Origin of the sequence: Mesorhizobium sp. RIZ17 (assembly GCF_051127865.1) — a bacterium.
In the GTDB taxonomy this organism is placed as follows: domain Bacteria; phylum Pseudomonadota; class Alphaproteobacteria; order Rhizobiales; family Rhizobiaceae; genus Mesorhizobium; species Mesorhizobium humile.
The window spans coordinates 616,469-635,996 of sequence record NZ_CP147861.1 but is presented as its reverse complement, the minus strand read 5'-3'; the positions used below and the strand labels follow the sequence as shown (position 1 = coordinate 635,996).

Here is a 19,528-nt window from a genome sequence, read left to right as displayed (position 1 = left end):
CCGAAAAGTGGGAACCGGTTTTCGGTGAAGGTCATGCTCCAACAAGGTGCGGTTGCCATGGCAGCCTTAAGGGGTTAACGGGTGCGCGACAAAAAGCGTGCCTTCGGACAGCAGGGACTGGACTATGGGCAAGGTAACAGGCTTTCTCGAGATCGACCGGCAGGTGCACAAGTACCAGCCTGCCTCGGACCGCATCCGGCATTTCCGCGAATTCACGCTGCCAATGTCGGACAAGGAGGTCGAGAAACAGGCTGCGCGCTGCATGGATTGCGGCATTCCGTTCTGCCACGGGCCGACCGGCTGTCCGATCCACAACCAGATCCCCGATTGGAACGACCTCGTCTACAATGGCGACTGGGACAATGCGATCCGCAACCTGCATTCGACCAACAATTTCCCGGAATTCACCGGCCGCATCTGCCCGGCGCCTTGCGAGGAAGCCTGCACGCTGAACCTCGAGGACATTCCGGTCGCCATCAAGACGGTCGAGCAGGCGATCGCCGACAAGGCCTACGAAACCGGCCATATCCGGCCCTATCCGCCGGAGCGGAAGACCGGCAAGCGGGTCGCCGTCATCGGCTCCGGTCCGGCCGGCATGGCGGCGGCGCAGCAGCTCGGTCGCGCCGGCCACGACGTGCATGTCTATGAGCGCGAAAGCCGTCCCGGCGGACTGATGCGCTACGGCATTCCGGACTTCAAGATCGAGAAGCACTATATCGACCGGCGCATCGAGCAGATGCAGGGCGAGGGGGTGACCTTCCATTGCGGCGTCAATGTCGGCGTCGACATGAAGGTGACCGACCTGCTCGCCGAATTCGACGCCGTGCTCTATTGCGGCGGTTCGGAAACCCCGCGTCCGGCCGGCATTCCGGGCAGCGACCTCAGCGGCGTCTATGACGCCATGCCTTACCTGGTGCAGCAGAACCGCCGCGTCGGCTGCGAGCCGATCCAGTCGGTGGCGTGGCCCTCGCACCCGATCATCGCCGGCGGCCAGCATGTCGTCGTCGTCGGCGGCGGCGATACCGCGTCCGACTGCATCGGCACCGCCTTTCGCCAGGGCGCGGTGCGCGTGACCCAGCTCGACATCCGTCCGCAGCCGCCGGAGAAGGAAGACAAGCTCTCGGTATGGCCCTATTGGGCGACCAAGATGCGCACGTCCTCCTCGCAGGCCGAGGGCGCCGAGCGCGAGTTCCAGGTGGCGACGCTAGAGTTCATCGGCGAGGAAGGCCAGCTGACCGGTGTGCGCTGCTGCGAGGTCGATGACAGGCGCAAGCCGATCGCCGGCACCGAGTTCGTCATCCGCGCCGATCTCGCCTTCATCGCCATCGGCTTCGCCGGCCCGGCGAGCGACAGCCTGATGAAGGAGCTCGACGGGGAGATCAAGGTCGTCACCGACAGCCGCCGCTCGAACAATGTCGAGGCCAACGACCGCGACTACAGGACCAGCGTCGACAAGCTCTATGCCGCTGGCGACGTGCGCCGCGGCCAGTCGCTGGTGGTCTGGGCGATTCGCGAGGGCCGCCAGGCGGCGCGCTCGATCGACGAGGCGCTGATGGGATCGACGGTGCTGCCGCGCTAAGACCGTTTGGAAAATTCCACGCCTGCGGCCTGCCGCAGGCGTTTTGGTTGCCACCAGCTATCGATTGATCCCGGTCGCCGTATCCGGCTGAGCGGCCGCGGTCGCCGGCTGGGTCTTTGGCGGCCAGGAAAAATCGTCGGCGCGGCCGGGCGAGGCGGCCGGCGCCTTGCCTTCGATGACCAGTTTTTCACCCGGCAGGTTCGGATCGGCTCTGGCTGGCTGCGCGGCGCCGAGCAGTTCGGTGCCACCGTCGAGCGACGGGTCGCCGAGCAGCATCGGCGCGGTGCGGTCGACGATGACGGGTGCGGCGGCCGGCTTCGGCGCCTCGACCGGAGCGCCGGCGGGCGCCGACACGGTGGTGACGCTTCCCGGCGCCGCCAGGCCGAGGATCTTGGCCAACGGCTTTTCCGTGTAGAAGGCGAGTTTGCGCTTGCCGGCCTTGGTGACGTTGATGCCGTCGTCGGAACGCAGGCGAACCGGCTGGCCGTTGATGTCCGGGCCGGAGGTGACGAACGCGCCGTTCTCATCGACGAAGCCGTCCCATACGTCGACAAATTCGCCGCCATGGCTTTGAGCGACCGAATGGTAGATGTCGTTGAAGGCGAGCATGTCGGAGTTCATCTTCGACACACCAAAAGCCGGCATGCCGACCCACAGGAATGGCACCTTGGCGTCCTGTATAGCCTTGCCGAGCGCATCGGTGCGGCGCTCATATTCCTTGGTCCAGTTCTCCGAGCGCGGCTGCTCGCGCACGTCGCCGACCTTCATCTGCTGCCGGTCGTTGGAACCCAGCATGACGATCACCGCCGCCGGTTTTTCGCTTTCGATCAGCGATTTTATCTGGGCTGGCCAATTGTAGACATCGTCACGAACGAAGCCGGACGAGCCGTTGGCGCGGGAAACGATCCTGACGGCAGGGTTGTCGGCAAAGGCCGTGTCCAGGCCCTCCGCCAGCCCGCTCGCCAGAAAATCGCCGACCACCAGGACGGTCCGGGCGTCGTTCGTCTTCTCGACGATCGGCGTCTCCGGCTCCGTCGGCGGACGCGGCTTGGATTTCTTCTTCGGCTTCGGCCTTGCTTTCTGGATTTCGATCGGTGGCTCGACGCGTTCGCTGCGACGCGGGAACAGAAGGTCGCGCAGCGACCAGCCGCGGCTTTCCTCCTGCGCGAATGCCGGTGCATGGAAGGCGCCTGCCGCGGTGACGACAAGCACGGCGAGAGCCAGAATCAGGATCGGCGCCCGGCGAATGCCCTGCCTGATACGCGCGACCGAAACCAAACACCTCTCCATCCCTTGGCGCGTGGCCCAAACGCCACGCGCAGGTATGAAGCGCTACAGCATCCGTGCCGTTTTTGAACAGACGCCTGACGCTTCCGCGGATTCTACTTTTTTCGGAGCCATTTGAGCACTTCCATGCTCGGATAGCCATCCTGGTTCAGGCCGACCTTGGCCTGGTAGGCCATGATCGCGGCTTTCGAGCCGTCGCCGATCTTGCCGTCGAACTTGCCGTCATAATAGCCGTGCTCGGAAAGCCGCTTCTGCAGCTCCTGCCGCTCCTCGAAGCTGAGCTTGGTGAAAGGCCGTTGCCAGTCCTGCACCAGGCCGGTGCCGCCGGCGATCTCGTCGGCCAGAAGGCCGACGGCCAAAGCGTATTTGTCGGCATTGTTGTAAGCCTTGATGACCGAGAAATTCCTGATCATCAGGAAGGCTGGGCCGCCCCGGCCGTCCGGCACTTTCAGCGTCGCCTTGTCGGTCAGGTTCCTGAACGGCTTGCCGTTGGCCCTGGCGACGCCGAGCGACTGCCATTGGGCGATCGTCTTTGCTCCGCCGGGCAGCTTGCCGGCTGGTATGGTCACTTCATAGCCCCAGGTCTTGCCAGCCTGCCAGCCGTTCTTCTTGAGAAGATTGGCGGACGTCGCCAGCGCATCGGGGATCGAATTCCAGATATCACGCTTGCCGTTGCCGTCCATGTCGACTGCATAGCGCTGATAGCTGGTCGGAATGAACTGGGTCTGGCCCATGGCGCCGGCCCAAGAGCCCATCAGATGGCTCTCGTCGATGTCGCCGGTCTGCAGGATCTTCAAGGCAGCGATCAACTGGGTGCGGGCATATTTCGAGCGCTTCGCGTCGCCATAGGCCAGCGTGGAAAGCGAACGGATGACGTTGCGCATGATGTCGTCGCGCTTGAGGATCTCGCCATAGTTCGTTTCCATCGACCAGATGGCCAGAAGGATGTTGCGGTCGACACCGAACCGCGCCTCGATGCGATCGAGCCACGGCTTCCATTTCTTCGCCATCGCCTGGCCGTTGGCGGCCGACTGGTCATGCACGCGGTTGTCGAAATAGTCCCAGGCGGGCGCGCTGAACTCCGGCTGGGTACGGGCCTTTTCCAGCACGACCGGGTCGGGCTCGATGCCTCGCATAGCCTGGTCGTAGATGGCGCCCGAAACACCGCCCGCGACCGCCGTGGCGCGGAAGCCGGCGACCCACTGGCGGAACCCGGCATCGGCGAAAGCGGGTCCGGCAGGCATCAGCAAGGCCAGCGTGAGGCCGGCGGCGGTCGCCAGTGCCGTCAGGCGCCTTGCGGTGTTGCGAACGGACATCATTTCCTCCTTCGTCAGATCAGGAAGGATCATTCAACGCCGAACCGGGTTAGTATTTAGTTTACCATAGGTGCCGCCGGGAACGAAAATAAGGGATCGGGGCTTTAGTTCTACGTTCACCGCTCGCTCGTTAATCCAGCATTCCGGCGTGAAAATGAATTCCAGCGTGAAAATGGAATTCCGGCATGAAAATCTCGGGGGGGATTGCGGAGCGCGTCGCCGAGCGGATAATTGGCCGAAACGCAGGGGTGTCAGCATGAAGCGCGTTCGCAAGGCAGTTTTTCCGGTCGCCGGCCTCGGCACGCGGTTCCTTCCGGCCACCAAGGCCATCCCGAAGGAAATGCTGACCGTCGTCGACCGGCCGGTCATCCAATATGTCGTCGACGAGGCGCGCGAGGCCGGCATCGAGCATTTCATCTTCGTGACCGGGCGCAACAAGGCGGTCATCGAGGACCATTTCGACGTCCAGTTCGAGCTCTATGACACGCTCGCCCAGCGCGGCAAGGACGACCAGCTCGCCCGCCTGCAGCGGCTGCAGCCAGCGCCGGGACAGACCAGCTTCACGCGCCAGCAGGTGCCGATGGGCCTCGGCCACGCCGTCTGGTGCGCCCGCGAGCTGGTTGGCGACGAGCCGTTCGCACTGCTTTTGCCGGACATGATCATGCAGTCGGAAAAGAGCTGCATGAAGGACATGGTCGAGCTCTATGCCGAGACGGGCAACAACATCATCGCCGTGCAGGAATGCGACCCGGCGGAGGCGCATAAATACGGTATTGTCGGCCGCGGTGAGGACACACATCACGGCTTCCGCATCACCCAAATGGTGGAGAAGCCGAAGCAGGGCACCGCGCCGTCCAACCTCTTCATCAACGGCCGCTACATCCTGCAACCGGAAATCTTCGGCATCCTGGAAAGCCAGGAACGCGGCGCCGGCAACGAGATCCAGCTGACCGACGCGATGCTGAAGCTGCAGAAAAAGCAGCCCTTCTACGGCTATCACTACAAGGGGCGCACCTTCGATTGCGGCTCGCCGGAAGGTTTCGTCGAGGCCAATGTCGCCTTCGCGCTCTGGCGCAGCGACATGAACGGGAGCATGGCCGGCGTCATCCGCACGCTGCTGGATGAAGTGCGGCCGGTGGAGCGCCGCGGCGCGGCTTCTTAGGTTGCTGCCAAGGCCAACCGTGCTTCGTCATCAATTCTTCGGAGTTGACGACGAGGCGTCAGCGCTGGACCTTCAGGCCGAGATAGACGCTGTTGGCCGTGTAGTCGCGTCCAGGCAGGTTGCTGGTCAGCTTCTCCGTCCTCACCCTGGTGGTGAGCCCGGCATAGCGGTTCAGCCACCAGGTCAGCCCGGCCTCGGCGCTCAGGATCATGTCGTGGCCGTCGGAGCCGGTGTAATCGCGCCAGTCGAGGCCCAGCGCCGAGTTCATCGTCAGATTGGCGCGGATCTGGCGCTCGCCGGTCAGGCGGCCGGAGTAGAGGATATCGCCGCTCTCGCCGGCAGTTGTGGTCGTCTCGACATTGGTCTTGCCGGTGAGCCCGATCGTGGTGCCGCGCTCGGGCGACCATTTGAGGTCGGCATTGATGGACGGCCCGGCGATTGCCGGGAGGCGGCTGTCGTCGATCGCCTCGCGTAACCAGCCGACGGAGAATTCGCCCGAAAGTTTCTCACCCATATCGAGCTCGACGCCGGCGCGCGCTCCGAGCCGCTTCGAGGAGCGGGCGAAATCGTCGGTGTCGAGACGCTGATCATAGACCCTGCGGCCGAGCTCGACTTCCGTGAAGGGCGTCAGCGCCGGCGAAATCTCGTAACCGGTGCGGAGCGTAGCGGTGTAGAGCGTATTGTCGCGATCCTTCTGCGAGACCGTGGTGCCATCCGAAAGATCGGCGTCACCGTAAAAATCGTGCGAGACCGCGCCGGTCAGCGCGTAACGCATCTTGCCGACGCTCTTTTCGAGACCGAGGCTGCCGTCCACGGTCTGGCGCAGCGGCTGCGAGGTGACGCCGGCGATCGCATCCGGAGAGGAGGCCGATTCGGGTGCCGCTTCATAGCCGAGTTTGGCGATGGCGCGCAGCTCGTTGTCGAGATCGACATTGAGCTGACCTTCGATACGGCCCTGCGCATCGTTGATCTTTTCGCCCGAGACGCTGTTGCGGAACTGGCCATAGCCGGTGATCAGGGCTGAATTCTCGCGCCAATCGGAGGTCGCGGTGAAGCGCAGCGCCGTCTCGGACAGAACCGCCGATTTGCCGGCGCTGCTGGAATCCGCGTTGGAGGTCGCCGTGAAGCCCTGCTCGAGTGTCGGCCGGAAGACAAAGGTGCCGACCTTGACGCCCGGCGCGGCAAAGGGATCGTCCTCCGGCTTGACCTTCTGGCCTTCGATGGATGCGGTGCGCTCCTGGCCCGGGTCGAGCTTCTGCTTGTCGACGCTGTCGATGGTGACGGCGCGGCGGTTGCTGCCGTCATCGTCGGCCGCTGCAGCATCAGGCTGATTGCCGGTGGCGGCGATGGTGGCGGTGGTCGTGCCGTCGGTGGCATCGCCGGGCTTCTTCTTGGCCTTCTTCTTGTCGGCGGTCTTGGTGTTCGCCTTGGTGCCGGCCTTGGCGTCCTGAGCACGCTGGCTCGCCGTCGAGGGTCGTCGCGGTTTTGCCGGCTTCTTCGTGGCGGCCAATGGATCGTCTGTTGCCTGCGGCTGGTCGAAGATGCTGTCCGTCGCGCCCGCCGTCTGATCGTCATCGGGAACGGCGCCGGGGCTCGACGGCTGGTAGCTCGTTGATGTGGTATCCTGGGCGGCAGCGGCCGCGGGCGCGTTCTGATCCTGCGACCCTTGCGCCCTCAATTGCCTGGCCTTGCGCTGCTGGTCGGCGAGTATGGCCGATTCGGAGACCTCGCCGCGCAGCTCGGTTTCCTGCGAAAATGCCGGCGCGGGACGCAGCAAGGCAAGCGCGCTTGCCGTCAGCAGCAGTGCTGCAATGGCAATGCCCTTCCGACCTATTTTCGTTTCAGACTGGCCCCCGGACATCGTCACCACTGCTTGCGCGGCGCGGTTGCGCCATACTTACCGAACCGTAAATGCGGATGGTTAACGGAGGGTTGAGACGGCCGCCCTGGAGCCGCCCGGAACGGCAGGTCGCGGCAATTCTGTTGGACAGGGGCGCGGCAAAGCGCTAATCGCTTGCGCCATGCATGCGGGGTCCCCAGAAAGAGAGCAGCCGGACAGGCAGGCTGCGATCGAATCGGCGCTGAGAACGATAGCGACGGAGCAGGCCGGTGTGGCCGCCCTGGCCGCCGCGCTCGCGAACGGGCTGTCCGAGCCTTTTGCCGCCGCGATCGACCTGATCTCTCGGATCGAGGGCCGCGTCATCGTCACCGGCGTCGGCAAGAGCGGCCATATAGGCTCCAAGATCGCCGCCACGCTTGCCTCGACCGGCACGCCAGCCTTTTTCGTCCACTCGGCGGAGGCCAATCACGGCGATCTCGGCATGATTGGCCGCGACGACGCCATCATCGCCATGTCATGGTCCGGGGAAACCAAGGAACTGATGGGCATCGTCGCCTATTCCAGGCGTTTTTCCATCCCGCTGATTGCCATCACCTCCGGCGAAACCTCCGCTCTGGCCCGTGCCGCCGACGTGGTGCTGCTGCTGCCGACCGTGCCGGAGGCTTGTCCGCACGGGCTGGCGCCGACCACGTCGACGCTGCTTCAACTCGTCATGGGCGATGCGCTGGCGATCGCGCTGCTCGAGGCGCGCGGCTTCACGCCGGACCATTTCCGCACCTTCCACCCGGGCGGGCAGCTCGGCGCCAACCTGACCCAACTGCGCGAAATCATGCATGTCGGCGAAAGGCTGCCACTGGTGCCGTCGGGCACCGGCATGCGCGAGGCGATCCTGGAGCTGTCGCAAAAGGGTTTTGGCTGCGTGGCGATCACCGGCACCGACGGCGCGCTGGTCGGCATCATCACCGACGGCGACATCCGTCGCCACATCGCCAGCGACCTTCTTTCCATGAGCGTCGATCAGGTGATGACCAAGAAGCCGAAGACGGCAAGTCCGAACACGCTGGTGGCGACGGCGTTGCAGACGATCAACACCTCCGCCATCACCAGCCTGATGGTGGTTGAGAGCGGGCGCCCGGTCGGGCTCGTCCATCTGCATGACTTGCTGCGCATCGGCGCAGCCTGAGAAAGATCAGACGGCCTCTACAGTCAATTCCAGGTCGGTATCGGCGGCGCTGACGACCCGCACTTGCGTGCCGGCCGGAAGATCCGGGCCGGAGACCCGCCACAGCGTGTCGCCGAGCTTGATGCGGCCGCGGCCGTTCTTGATCGGTTCGGCCAGCGTCGCCAGCTTGCCGACCATCTGCGCGCCGCGCCGGTTGAGCAGCGGCTGGTCGACATCGCCGTGGCGGCCGGCCATCAGCTTCTTGCCGACGAAAGCCGAGATCAGCGACAAGACCAGGAAGGCCAGGACCTGGATCTGCCAGGTCCAGAAAGCCGCGTCCCAGATCGCCAGCGACACGGCGCCGACGATGAGCGCGGCGATGCCGATCCACAGCATGAAGACGCCCGGCGCAACGATCTCCATCACCAGGAGCACGAAGCCCAGAACCATCCAGTTCCACGGGCCGAGTTCGGAAACGATACGGTCTATCATAATGCCCACCTATGCCGCAGACATCAGTTGTCGTTCGGGCGAACCACCGGCGGGCGCGCCGTCTGCCGTTGCGTGCCGGTGCTGCCGTCGTTCTTGAACACTTCCTTGGCGATCTCGCCGATGCCACCCAGCGTGCCGATGAGCGACGAGGCCTCCAGCGGCATTAGCACGATCTTGCTGTTCGTAGCCGAGCCGATCCTGGTCAGCGCCTCGGTGTATTTCTGGGCGATGAAGTAGTTGAGCGCCTGGACGTCGCCCTTGGCGATGGCTTCCGACACGACCTGCGTCGCCTTGGCCTCCGCTTCGGCGGAGCGCTCGCGCGCCTCGGCGTCGCGGAAAGCTGCTTCCCTGCGGCCCTCGGCCTCGAGGATCTGCGACTGCTTGAGGCCTTCGGCGGCCAGGATCTGGGCGCGCTTGTTGCGTTCGGCGGTCATCTGCCGGCCCATCGATTCGATAAGGTTGGCCGGCGGGTTGATGTCCTTGATCTCGACGCGGGTGATCTTGATGCCCCAGGGATGCGCCGCCTCGTCGACGACGCGCAGCAAACGCTCGTTGATCGCGTCGCGGTTGGAGAGAAGTTCATCGAGGTCCATCGAGCCCATGACGGTACGGATGTTGGTCATGGTGAGGTTGAGGATGGCGTTCTGCAGTCCGGCCACCTGATAAGCGGCCTGCGCGGCATTGAGGATCTGATAGAAGGCGATGCCGTCGACACCGACGATGGCGTTGTCGCGGGTGATGATCTCCTGCGTCGGCACATCGAGCACCTGCTCCATCATGTTCATCTTGGCGCCGACGCGCTCGAAGATGGGGTTGATGATGTTCAGGCCAGGCGTCAGCGTCTTGGTGTACCGGCCGAAGCGCTCCACCGTGTAATTATAACCTTGCGGCACCGTCTTGATGCCTTTGAAAAGAAGGATGATGACCAGGAAGACAAGAACAATGATGGCAATATCGAAACCGCTAAAGCCCATTTCGTTTCTCCCTCAAAAGGCGGCGACCTCACGAAATCACTTAAGTGTGTTTCCGCGGCGTTACAATCAGGTGATCGCTAATATTGGTTAGCGGCGGGTTTTGCGCACCGGTTTCGAGCTAAAGCGCGCCGCGCTGAAACGGACTCAGTCGACGCGCTTTATCTCTTTGTCTTGATGCATGTCGTTGTCCCAGAACCGCTGCACACTTCTGGGCGACATGCATAACCGGTGAAACCCGTCACACCCAGCCGGAAAGCTCGCGCCGCACCAGCGTCTCGACCACCGCCATGCCTTCCGCGCTGTCGTTCAGACAGGGGATATGAGCGAAGTTCTTGCCGCCGGCGTGATGGAAGGTTTCGGCCGCCTCGCGGCCGATCTCGTCCAGCGTCTCGATGCAGTCGACGGAAAAGCCCGGATTGACGATGGCGATCGATTTCACGCCGTCCTTGGCCAGCTTCTCGACGGTGACGTCGGTATAGGGCTGCAGCCACTCCTGCGCGCCGAATCGCGACTGGAAGGTGGTGATGAGCTTGTTCTCGTCCCAGCCGAGCCTTGTCCGCAGCAGCCTGGTCGTCTTCAGGCAGTGGCAATGGTAGGGATCGCCCTTCTCGAAATAAGGTTTTGGGATGCCGTGATAGGATGCGATCACAACCTCAGGCTTGAAGTCCAACGTGCCAAGATGCCGCTCGATCGAATGAGCGAGAGCTTCGATATAGACCGGCTCATCGTAGTAAGGCGGCACGCTGCGGATCGCTGGCGCGTTTCTGATCTCCATAAGCGCGCGGAACAGTTGGTCGTTCGCGGTCGCCGTCGTCGTTGCCGAATATTGAGGATATAGCGGGAAGGACAGGATGCGGTCGCACCCCTGCTCGACCAGACGGCGTGCGACACTTGCCGTCGAAGGGTTGCCGTAGCGCATCGCCCAGTCGACCACGACATTCGGCAGGTCGGTGAGCGCCTTGGCGAGTTTCTCGCCTTGAGCGCGGGTAAAGGTGCGCAGCGGCGACTCGTTCATCTCCCGGTTCCAGATACGGGCGTAGTTGGCGCCGGACTTCTTCGGCCTTGTGGTCAGCACCAGTCCGTAGAGGATCGGGTACCAGATCGCCTTGTTGAGCTCGATGACGCGCGGGTCGGAGAGGAATTCCCTGAGATAGCGCCACATCGGCGCGAACTCGATTCCGTCCGGCGTGCCGAGATTGATCAGCATGACGCCAATTTTACCCTGTTTGACGGCCGGGTGGCCGGCGGGCAATGGACCGATTGTCTTCGCGGCATCGGCATTGGTTGGGCTGGCAATCGTCATCAATCGTCTCCGGTAGCGCCGCGGAAACTAGCGATGCCCTGCCGGTTTTCAATGCTGCGTCTGGCCGCACCTTATCCCGTTAGGACCCGAAAAAGGAACACCCGCCCGGTTGCCCGGACGGGTGTGACGGCCCCGGCTCGATGTGGTTACTTCGCGGCCGGCGGAATGGTCAGCGTCGCGCCGAGCGGCAGGCGACGCGGCTTATAATCCTTGTTGGCTTCGGAGATGAGCTTCCATTTGGTGGCGTCGCCATAGGCTTTCTTGGCCAGGTCCCAATAGGTATCGCCGGCGGCGATGGTGTGACTGGTCTCGGCCGGTTTCGCTTCGGCCGGCGTTGCCTGCGCCGGCTTGGCCGGCTCGGCTGCAGGAGCTGCCGGGGCGGTTTCGGCGGGCTTTGCCGGTTCGGCGGCCGGCGCCGCGGGCGCGGTCTCAGCCGGAACGGCCGGCGGCGTGCCGGAGATGTCGCTAGAACCGGAAGGCAAAGCCGGCATTGCCGGTTCGCTTGCTGCCGGTGCGGCCTCAGCCGGCTTTGCCGGTTCTGCTGCCGGTGCGGGCGCTGTCGCGGCAGGCGCCGCCTCGGCTGGTTTTGCCGGCTCAGCCGCCGCGGTCGTCGCCGCGATCTCGGTGATACGTCCGTCGAGCTTCGGCGTGTAGGGCTGGTGGGCGCCGAGATAGTCGGCCACCACCTGCTCGAGGCCGGGACCGTAATCATAGGCGTCCGTCGCCTTCTCGGCGAAGACCTTGTAGCCGTCGCCGCCCTGGCGGACATAGTTGTTGGTGGCGACCAGGTACTGCTTGTCGGGATTGATCGGCGTCCAGGCGCCGTTCTCCATCACCTCGACCGATTTGACGCGGCCGGCATTGGGCGCGACCGACTTGTCGAAGGAGTATTTGATGCCGGCGACCTGCGGGAAACGGCCGGCGCCGTCCTCGATCTGGCTGAGGCCGCTTTCGAGGCCGGCGACAAGGTCCTTGCCCGAGATCTTGAAGGTGGCCAGCGTGTTCTGGAAGGGCAGCACGGTCAGCACCTCGCCCATGGTCACCGTGCCCTGGTCGATCGAAGCGCGCAGGCCGCCGCCGTTCGAGATGACGATTTCGACGCCCTGGCCCTTGGTGCGGTCGAGAATGGCGTCGGAGACGAGATTGCCCATCTCGCATTCGCGGGCGCGGCAATTCTCGCGGCTGCCGTCGATCGGCTTGGTGGTCGCGGCCACCTCCTTGTTCTTCAACGCCTCGATCGGCGCCCCGAGTTCCTTGATGCGGGCAAGCACGGCCGGATCGGGGGTGATCGACTTGTCGAGATAGATCGGGGCGCCGCTGGCTTCCTTGACGTTGCCGTTGTCGTCGAACACGACCTTGAACTCGCCGAGATATTTCGAATAGGACGCCGCCTGCACCACCGGCACCTTGTGGCCGTCGGGGTTGTCGACCATCGTCGGGTACGGTCCCTCGGCCTTCGGATCGGTGTTCGACAGGAGCGTGTGGCTGTGGCCGCCGACCACCACGTCGATGCCCGGGATCTTGGCGATGACGTCGCGCTCGCGCCTGTAGCCGATATGGGTGACCGCGATGATCTTGTTGACGCCCTGCGCCTTGAGCTTTTCGATCTCCGCCGTGATCGACTTGACGTCATCCGCGATGGCGATATTGGGGCCGGGCGAGGCGAGCTCCGGCGTGTCGTTGGTGACGGCACCGACGATGCCGATCTTCTGGCCGCCGACCTCGACGACGATCGAAGGCTTGATCTTGCCCGCGGCGCCGGACTTGTCGTTGGGCATGACATTGGCGCTGACGATCGGGAACTTCGCCTTGTCGAGGTAAGGCACCAGTGCCGTCTCGCCGTCGTCGAATTCGTGGTTGCCGAGCGTCACCGCGTCGGGCTTGATCTGATTGAGGAATTCCTCTTCCACGGCACCCTTGTAGGTGGTGTAGAACAGCGATCCCTGGAAGCTGTCGCCGGCATTGAGCAGCAGCACGTTCTGGCCTTCGAGCTTCTTGCGCTGCTCAGCGATCGCCGTGATCAGCCGGCCGGCGCCACCGATGCATTCGCCCTTGGTCTCTTCGTCGGCGGAACAGGTCGACTCGTATTTGTTGTTGCCTTCGATGCGGCTGTGCCAATCGTTGAAATGCAGGATGTTCAGCGTGTAGTCGGCAAAAGATACACCAGCCGACAGGCCGAGCGTCGAGGCGGACAGGGCTAGGATCGCGGCAATCTTCTTCATCTTCGTCTCCCGGATAAGCTGACTTCAAAGGTGCTTAATGCCTTCGCTTGACTGGAAAATAACAGTCAGCCTCGGGTCATGTTCACATCGGGTTCCGGCCGATGCAAGCACAAATCAGGGAGATGTTTGCCGGCACAAAAAAGGGACGGCGGCTTGCGCCACCGTCCCTGTCGATCGAATCGGCTGCCTCAAGCCCGGCGCGTCAGAACGAAGTTCTGGCCGCTGGAGCTGGTGCAGTTGAGCTGGCTGGTGGAGACCATCAGGCAGTTGAAGCTGACCGGCGTCTGTCGGATCAGCGAGGTGCCGTGGATCTCGACCGAGGTCGCCCCAGTCATGGTGTAGCTGCCTTCCGACAGCTTCTGACCGGTATCGGTGGCGACGGTGGTGAAGCTGCCAGCCGCGAAGGTCGACAGGCCGGTGCCCTTGGCGTCGATCCAGTTGCCCTCGACGCCCTTCGGCGCCGCTCCCATAGAAGGCTGGTCCGAGGGACCGGTGGTAGTGCAGGCGGCCGCAGCCAGAAGGCTTGCCGCGGCGCCTGCCGAAAGCAGTTTGCGCGCAATGGTCATTTTGAAAATCCTCTCCTCTCGCACCGGCCCGAAAATCGAGTTTCCGATTTTCGGAAAGCACGATGCGTTCATTCAAAGTGCTAGAGCGTACTTTGTGCGTCCGGATGGACGCACGTCGCTCTAGGCCGCACCACTTCAATCGCCCGATTTCCGGGCGATTGCAAGGCGCAGAGACATGCCTGCCGAACCGCTATCGGACCAGAATGTTGCGGAACTGCCACGGGTCGTCCTTGTCCAGATCCTCCGGGAACAGGCCCGGGCGATTATCCAGAGGAGTCCAGTCGGTGTAGTAGCCCCTGACCGGCCCGAGATAAGGCGACTGCACTTCGAGGCAGCGCCGATAGTCCATCTCGTCGGCCTCGACGATGCCGGCCGTCGGGTTCTCCAGCGCCCAGACCATGCCGGCGAGCACCGCCGAGGTGACCTGCATGCCGGTGGCGTTCTGATAGGGGGCGAGCTTGCGCGCCTCGGCCAGCGACAGCTGCGAGCCGTACCAGTAGGCGTTCTTGTCATGGCCGTAGAGCAGCACGCCGAGTTCGTCGACGCCGTCGACCAGCTCGTTCTCATCGAGCACGTGGTGGACCGGCTGCGGCTTGCCGGCGGCGCCGAACATCTCGTCCAGCGACAGCAAGGCGTCGTTGCAGGGATGGTAGGCGTAGTGGCAGGTCGGGCGGTATTGAAGCTTGCCCTTCTTCGAGCGCACGGTGAAGAAGTCGGCGATCGAGATCGCCTCGTTATGCGTCACCAGGAGGCCGTATTGCGCGCCGGGCGTCGGGCACCAGCTGCGCACGCGCGTATTGGCGCCGGGCTGCTCCAGATAGATCGCAGCCTTGGAGCCGTGCTTGTGCTTCCTGCCGTTCTTCGGCATCCAGTTTTCATGCGTGCCCCAGCCCAACTCGGCCGGCTGCAGGCCCTCCGAGATGAAGCCTTCGACCGACCAGGTGTTCCAGAACACGTTCATCTGCTTCGGCTTCTTGGTGCGCTGGGTGTCGCGCTCGGCGATATGGATGCCCTTGACGCCGGCCTTCTTCATCAGCCTGGCCCAGGCCTCGCGGTCTTCCTGCGCGGGCTCCGAAAACTCGAGACCGAGATCGGTGGCGAGGTTGACCAGCGCCTTCTTGACGAACCACGAGACCATGCCGGGATTGGCGCCGCAGGTGGAGACCGCCGTCGGGCCGCCGGGCTTGTCCTGCTTTTCCTTGATCATCGCTTCGCGCAGCGCATAGTTGGTGCGGCTGGCATTGTCGGCCTCGGCGTCGAAATAGAAGCCAAGCCACGGCTCGACGACGGTGTCGATGTAGAGCACGCCGAGCTTGCGGCACAATTTCATCAGGTCCACCGAGCCGGTGTCGACCGACAGGTTGACGCAAAAGCCCTGGCCGCCGCCATTGGTCAGAAGCGGCGTCAGCAGCTTCTTGTAATTCTTCTCGGTCACCGCGTCCTGGACGAAGGTGATGCCGCGCTCGTCGAGCAGCTTGCGGTCGGTGTCGCGCGGGTCGACGACCGTCATGCGTGACTTGTCGAACTTGAAATGGCGCTCGATCAGCGGCAGCGTTCCCCGCCCGATCGAGCCGAAGCCGATCATCACGACAGGACCGGTGATTTCACCGTAAACGGGCCAGTTTTCATTCGCCATTTTTTCGCACACTCCTTCAAACACGCGCAAAACGGGCATTTTTCGCCCGACGGGCAAGCGCTACACCACAGATCAATGTCATAAACCAGCGAAAAGCGCCAACCGCCGGTCAAGCCGGCTTGGCGGCGTGGTTAAGCCGTCCCGGCCATGCCGCCGAGGAATGCAACCAGCCGGTCGCGGTCGGCGGTCAGGCCCTTGTAGTCGAGCTGGGCTTGGTCGAGCGCGTTGAGCTGCTCCACGAAGGATGCAGCCAGCGTCGCCCGGTCCGGATGCCGTGCCAGCACCTTGAGCGGATCGAGATGGATGCGGATGGTGAACAGGATGTCGCGCGAAACGGGCAGCTTGCGCAGCGTCTGGCGCTCGACGCGGATGAAGGCATGGGCGTCGACATCGCCGTCGGGGAAGCGGCTCGGGCGGTTGGTGGCGCGGTCGATGCGCTCGACATTGGAGAGCGGATGATAGAGCCTGTCATCCGCCTGGATCGACCAGTTGAAGCGCTCGACCGCCTGGCCCTGCAGGCCGTCGAACATGCGGTTGATGAGCTCGGCCGGCCGCGTGCCGGGTCCGAATCCAGGCACCGGTGCGTGGATCTCCTGCAGCGGCTTGCCGAATTTTTCCTGCAGCGACCAGGACGAAGGGAAACAGAGAGAGCCGGCGGCGAGCCGCCAGCCGCGCTCGTCGCGGCGCATCAGGATCAGGTCTTCCTGGACGAGCAGCGAAGCCGGTGCCAGCGGCGCCTCGCGCAGGGCAGGAGGCAGCCTGTCGATCGTCCCCTCGAAACCGATCGGCCCGACATCGGCTCCGTCGCGGCGGTGCATGCCGGAATGCGCGGCCTCGAGATGGGCGGCGAGCAGGTCGAGCACTTCGCGCTGAGCGCCGCGTGTGCCGTCTTCCTCGACAAAGACCTTTTGCGGGATCTCCCTGTAAAGCCGCTGCTTTTCGGCCAGATGCGGCAACAGCAATTCATCGACCTCGATCCAGCGATCGAAGTCGAGCGGCTTCAGCCCGATGGCGAAGAGTTTCGAGGATCCGTCATAGGGCGTGTGGGTCGGCTGGCGAATGGTCATTCCTTGCTTCAATCAGTGCACCGCTCAAGGTGTCAGCCCAGTTGGGCCGGGATCAGCCCGCGCAGCGAATTGCCGACGAAGATCGCCTTCGCCGCCTTCAGATCGTCGAAGCTGTAAATCGCTTCCACGGCGCGGCCTTCGTCCAGAAGCTGGCCACGCAATATTCCAGGCAAAAGGCCGCAGTCGAGGCGGGGGGTGGCGAGCGGGCCGTCGCCGAAATCGGCGAAGAGATTGGTGATTGTGCCCTCGCAGAGCTCGCCGCGCTCGTTGGCCAGCAGCACCTCGTCGGCGCGGGTTGCGAGATATTCAGCGCGTGCCTGGGTGTAGACCTGGCGTCGGCTTGTCTTGTGGCGCAGCAGCGTGTCGCCGGAATCGAGCCGGACGCGCGCCAGCTGAAGCCGCCAGACCTTGTCCGCCGGCAGTGGTTCGTAGGCTTGAGCCGCAGCCGTCGCTTCGCCATTGCGCTGCAAGGCAAGGCGCACGCGCAATGCAAGTCCGTGCCCGCCAACGGTGCTCGACAGCACTTCGCCGATCCGCCCGGGATCGCAGGCGAAGCCGAGTTCGGCGGCGGAGGCATAAAGCCTCGCAAGGTGGCGCTCGAAGCGCAGGAAGCCGGAACCAGGCTCCCAGCGCATGGTCTCGATCAGTTCGAAGCCGGCGCCGTTCCCGTCGCGAAGCGCGCTTTCAACAGACACTCCCGATACTCCTCCTCGGCGGTCGAATCGAAGACGACGCCGCCGCCGACATTGTAGACGGCCTCGCCGTCGGCAAAGAGCGAGATGGTGCGGATCGCTACCGAAAACCGCATCCTGCCGCCGGGCGCGATCCAGCCGATGGCGCCGCAATAGACGTCACGCGGGGCGTCTTCCAGCTCATGCAGGATTTCCATGGCACGGATTTTCGGCGCGCCGGTGATCGAGCCGCAAGGGAAGAGCGCGGCGAAGACCTGGCGGATGCCGATGTCGGGCAAAAGCCGGGCCCGCACACGGCTCACCATCTGGTGCACCGTCGGATAAGTTTCGATACGGAACAGTTCCGGCACCTCCAGCGTGCCGACTTCGCTGATCAGCGAGATATCGTTGCGCAAAAGGTCGACGATCATCCGGTTCTCGGCCTGGTTCTTCTCGTCGTTGCGCAGGAAGGCCTTCAGCCGCGCATCCTCGGCCTTGGTCGCGCCGCGTGGCGCGGTGCCCTTCATCGGGTGCGTTTCGATCATGCCGTCGTCATCGATCTCGAAGAACAATTCGGGCGAGCGCGAGAGCACGATCGGGTCGCCGAGCGAGACCAGCGCGCCATATTTGACCGGCTGGCGTTCGGTCAGCGCGTCGAAGGCGGCGAGCGGATCGCCGGACCAATGCGCCCGGACCGGGAAGGTGAGGTTGCCCTGGTAGCAATCGCCCTTGCGGATGTGGTTGTGAAGGCGCGCGAAGCGGCGGGCATAGTCCTCGGCTGACCATGTTGCCCTTGCATCGAAGATCGGGCCGTTGCTGGCAGCCCCCGCGTTTTGCGGCACCGCCTGCTCGACAGGCGCGTCGAAGACGCCAAGGCAGACCAGCGGCGCGCGGCGACTGTCGGGCAGCAACGGCACCAGTTTCGGCTCGAGCAGGTAACCGGCTTCGTAGGAGAAATAGCCTGCCAGCCACTTGCCCGAGTCCGAGGCGGCCTGCGCCCTTTCCAGCGCGGGCATGAACCCTTCGGCGTCCTGCGCGACGATGATCTCGCGCGGTCGCTCGAAGACCAGCTGCCGAGCGGTCGCGTCGTTGCGGAAAATGGCTGCGGGCAGGGACATGAGCCTCGGATGCGGATAATCTCTTTGTTTGGCGCAATTTCGAACGGAAAACCGCTACACACTTTTCCTGAAATTGCTCCAAGTCGACCGCTCTATATGGGGGCCCGGCGTGGCGCAATCGAGGGAGCGGCGTCGGGCGGCGCAAAGGTCGCTGGCCCAAAACAAAGACGGCGCCCATGAGGACGCCGCCTTGCTGCCAACCAGGCTGGTTGCTCAGGTGTTGCTTGCGGTTCCGGCCGTCGGGAACTGGCGGGCGAATTCGGCCTCGTTGCCGGCGGCCAGCAATTTCGCCTGTTCGATCCACTTTTCGCGCGCGATGCGGCCGTCGAAATTGAGCACGTCTTCAATGCGCTTGACGTCGGCGGCGGTCCAGGCGGCGATCTGGGCATAGGTGGTGACGCCCAGGCCCTTGAGCAGTCTTTCGTTGACCGGGCCGATGCCGATGAGGCGGCGCAGATTGTCGGCCTTGCCGGCCGCGGCCTGCGGCGCGGCGGCTTTCTTGGCCGCGGGCGCTGCCGCCTTCCTGGGCGCGGCGGACTTGGCCGCCGGCTTCGCCGCCGCGGTCTTCGCTGCCGCCGGCTTCCTTGCGGCGGCCGGCCTCGCTGGAACTGCCTTTGTCGCTGCCGATGTCGCGGTCGCCGGCGTCGACATCAACGCCGCTGACGCCGGCGTGGCTGCTTTGGCGGAAGGCGCGTCGCGCAGCCGGCTTTCGAGATCGGCGCGGGCACGGCCGCAGGCATCGAGCTCGCCCTTCAACCGATCGCCATCGGCACGCAGCCTGTCGCGCTCGCTTCGCGTGCGGTCGAGATCGCCACGCAGACTGTCGAGCTCGCCGCGCAGGCGACCCCAGATGAACCAGCCAACCAGGATACCCACAACGAACGCCAGGAGCATGTAGAAGAAAGTCATTTCCCTCTCCAGTCCGATCTGTCGGCCGAGGCCCGGAAAGGCGAGCCCACGCCAAGGATCGTCAAAGGTTCCGTGGTCGGCGGAACCGCCGGCTTCAATCGAGCCATCGGCGTTCGGCCTTGTCCGGGCCGACGGCCATCATCGCATTCGCCGTAGCGTCGCGGCCGGCCATCTCTGGCCTTCGCTATGCGTCCGGCTGAGCTTGAGGCCGGACGCTATCACAT

Annotated in this window: 16 protein-coding genes; 3 read left to right on the top strand and 13 right to left on the bottom strand. The window is 64.1% G+C overall.

Features of this window, described 5'->3' with window-relative positions; translation table 11 throughout:
• The first annotated feature begins 124 nt into the window (after nt 1-124).
• A complete protein-coding gene (locus tag WDX12_RS03125) occupies nt 125-1,579 on the top strand; it encodes a glutamate synthase subunit beta (protein WP_434723885.1) in 1,455 nt (484 codons plus the stop codon).
• Between the two features lie 57 nt (nt 1,580-1,636).
• On the opposite strand, the gene WDX12_RS03120 is transcribed toward WDX12_RS03125, so the two are convergent.
• Nucleotides 1,637-2,857, bottom strand: a complete 1,221-nt coding sequence (locus WDX12_RS03120; protein ID WP_434723884.1) for a DUF459 domain-containing protein — start codon at nt 2,855-2,857, stop codon at nt 1,637-1,639.
• A 104-nt stretch (nt 2,858-2,961) separates the two neighbouring features.
• The gene (locus WDX12_RS03115) at nt 2,962-4,182 is read right to left on the bottom strand and encodes a lytic murein transglycosylase (RefSeq protein ID WP_434723883.1); all 1,221 of its coding nucleotides are present in this window, start codon (nt 4,180-4,182) and stop codon (nt 2,962-2,964) included.
• Nucleotides 4,183-4,438: 256 nt separating this feature from the next.
• On the opposite strand from WDX12_RS03115, the gene galU reads away from it, so the two are divergent.
• Complete coding sequence (galU, locus tag WDX12_RS03110) at nt 4,439-5,344, top strand: UTP--glucose-1-phosphate uridylyltransferase GalU (RefSeq protein ID WP_320293115.1); 906 nt, start codon at nt 4,439-4,441, stop codon at nt 5,342-5,344.
• Between the two features lie 58 nt (nt 5,345-5,402).
• Here the strand turns inward: galU and WDX12_RS03105 are convergent, their stop codons facing one another.
• Nucleotides 5,403-7,205, bottom strand: coding sequence for an outer membrane beta-barrel protein (locus tag WDX12_RS03105; protein ID WP_434723882.1), 1,803 nt, complete (start codon nt 7,203-7,205; stop codon nt 5,403-5,405).
• A gap of 160 nt (nt 7,206-7,365) precedes the next feature.
• Between WDX12_RS03105 and WDX12_RS03100 the strand changes: the two genes are divergently transcribed.
• Nucleotides 7,366-8,367 carry a KpsF/GutQ family sugar-phosphate isomerase gene (locus WDX12_RS03100; protein WP_320293117.1) on the top strand — a complete coding sequence of 334 codons (1,002 nt, stop codon included), beginning with the start codon at nt 7,366-7,368 and terminating at the stop codon, nt 8,365-8,367.
• Between the two features lie 6 nt (nt 8,368-8,373).
• Here the strand turns inward: WDX12_RS03100 and WDX12_RS03095 are convergent, their stop codons facing one another.
• The 10 genes from WDX12_RS03095 to WDX12_RS03050 all read right to left on the bottom strand — a co-directional run bounded on the left by WDX12_RS03095 (nt 8,374) and on the right by WDX12_RS03050 (nt 19,304).
• Nucleotides 8,374-8,838 (bottom strand): NfeD family protein, encoded by a 465-nt coding sequence (locus WDX12_RS03095; protein WP_320293118.1) that lies wholly within the window; start codon nt 8,836-8,838, stop codon nt 8,374-8,376.
• A 23-nt stretch (nt 8,839-8,861) separates the two neighbouring features.
• The gene (locus tag WDX12_RS03090) at nt 8,862-9,812 is read right to left on the bottom strand and encodes an SPFH domain-containing protein (RefSeq protein ID WP_320293119.1); all 951 of its coding nucleotides are present in this window, start codon (nt 9,810-9,812) and stop codon (nt 8,862-8,864) included.
• Nucleotides 9,813-10,050: 238 nt separating this feature from the next.
• The gene (gene hemH, locus WDX12_RS03085) at nt 10,051-11,115 is read right to left on the bottom strand and encodes a ferrochelatase (protein WP_434723881.1); all 1,065 of its coding nucleotides are present in this window, start codon (nt 11,113-11,115) and stop codon (nt 10,051-10,053) included.
• 146 nt (nt 11,116-11,261) lie between these two features.
• Nucleotides 11,262-13,337: a 5'-nucleotidase C-terminal domain-containing protein gene (locus WDX12_RS03080; protein WP_434723880.1), complete on the bottom strand. Its 2,076-nt coding sequence runs from the start codon at nt 13,335-13,337 to the stop codon at nt 11,262-11,264.
• Nucleotides 13,338-13,525: 188 nt separating this feature from the next.
• A complete protein-coding gene (locus WDX12_RS03075; protein WP_320293122.1) occupies nt 13,526-13,903 on the bottom strand; it encodes a hypothetical protein in 378 nt (125 codons plus the stop codon).
• 190 nt (nt 13,904-14,093) lie between these two features.
• Entirely contained in the window at nt 14,094-15,539 is a 1,446-nt protein-coding gene (locus tag WDX12_RS03070; protein ID WP_434723879.1) for a homospermidine synthase, read from the bottom strand.
• Between the two features lie 131 nt (nt 15,540-15,670).
• Complete coding sequence (locus WDX12_RS03065) at nt 15,671-16,606, bottom strand: heme-dependent oxidative N-demethylase family protein (protein ID WP_434723878.1); 936 nt, start codon at nt 16,604-16,606, stop codon at nt 15,671-15,673.
• Between the two features lie 32 nt (nt 16,607-16,638).
• Nucleotides 16,639-17,301 carry an aminotransferase class IV family protein gene (locus tag WDX12_RS03060; protein ID WP_434723877.1) on the bottom strand — a complete coding sequence of 221 codons (663 nt, stop codon included), beginning with the start codon at nt 17,299-17,301 and terminating at the stop codon, nt 16,639-16,641.
• Nucleotides 17,250-18,395 carry an aminodeoxychorismate synthase component I gene (locus tag WDX12_RS03055; RefSeq protein WP_320293126.1) on the bottom strand — a complete coding sequence of 382 codons (1,146 nt, stop codon included), beginning with the start codon at nt 18,393-18,395 and terminating at the stop codon, nt 17,250-17,252. The genes WDX12_RS03060 and WDX12_RS03055 overlap by 52 nt, the downstream gene beginning before the upstream one ends.
• A 213-nt stretch (nt 18,396-18,608) precedes the next feature.
• Nucleotides 18,609-19,304 carry a proton-conducting membrane transporter gene (locus WDX12_RS03050; protein ID WP_434723876.1) on the bottom strand — a complete coding sequence of 232 codons (696 nt, stop codon included), beginning with the start codon at nt 19,302-19,304 and terminating at the stop codon, nt 18,609-18,611.
• Between the last annotated feature and the right edge of the window lie 224 nt (nt 19,305-19,528).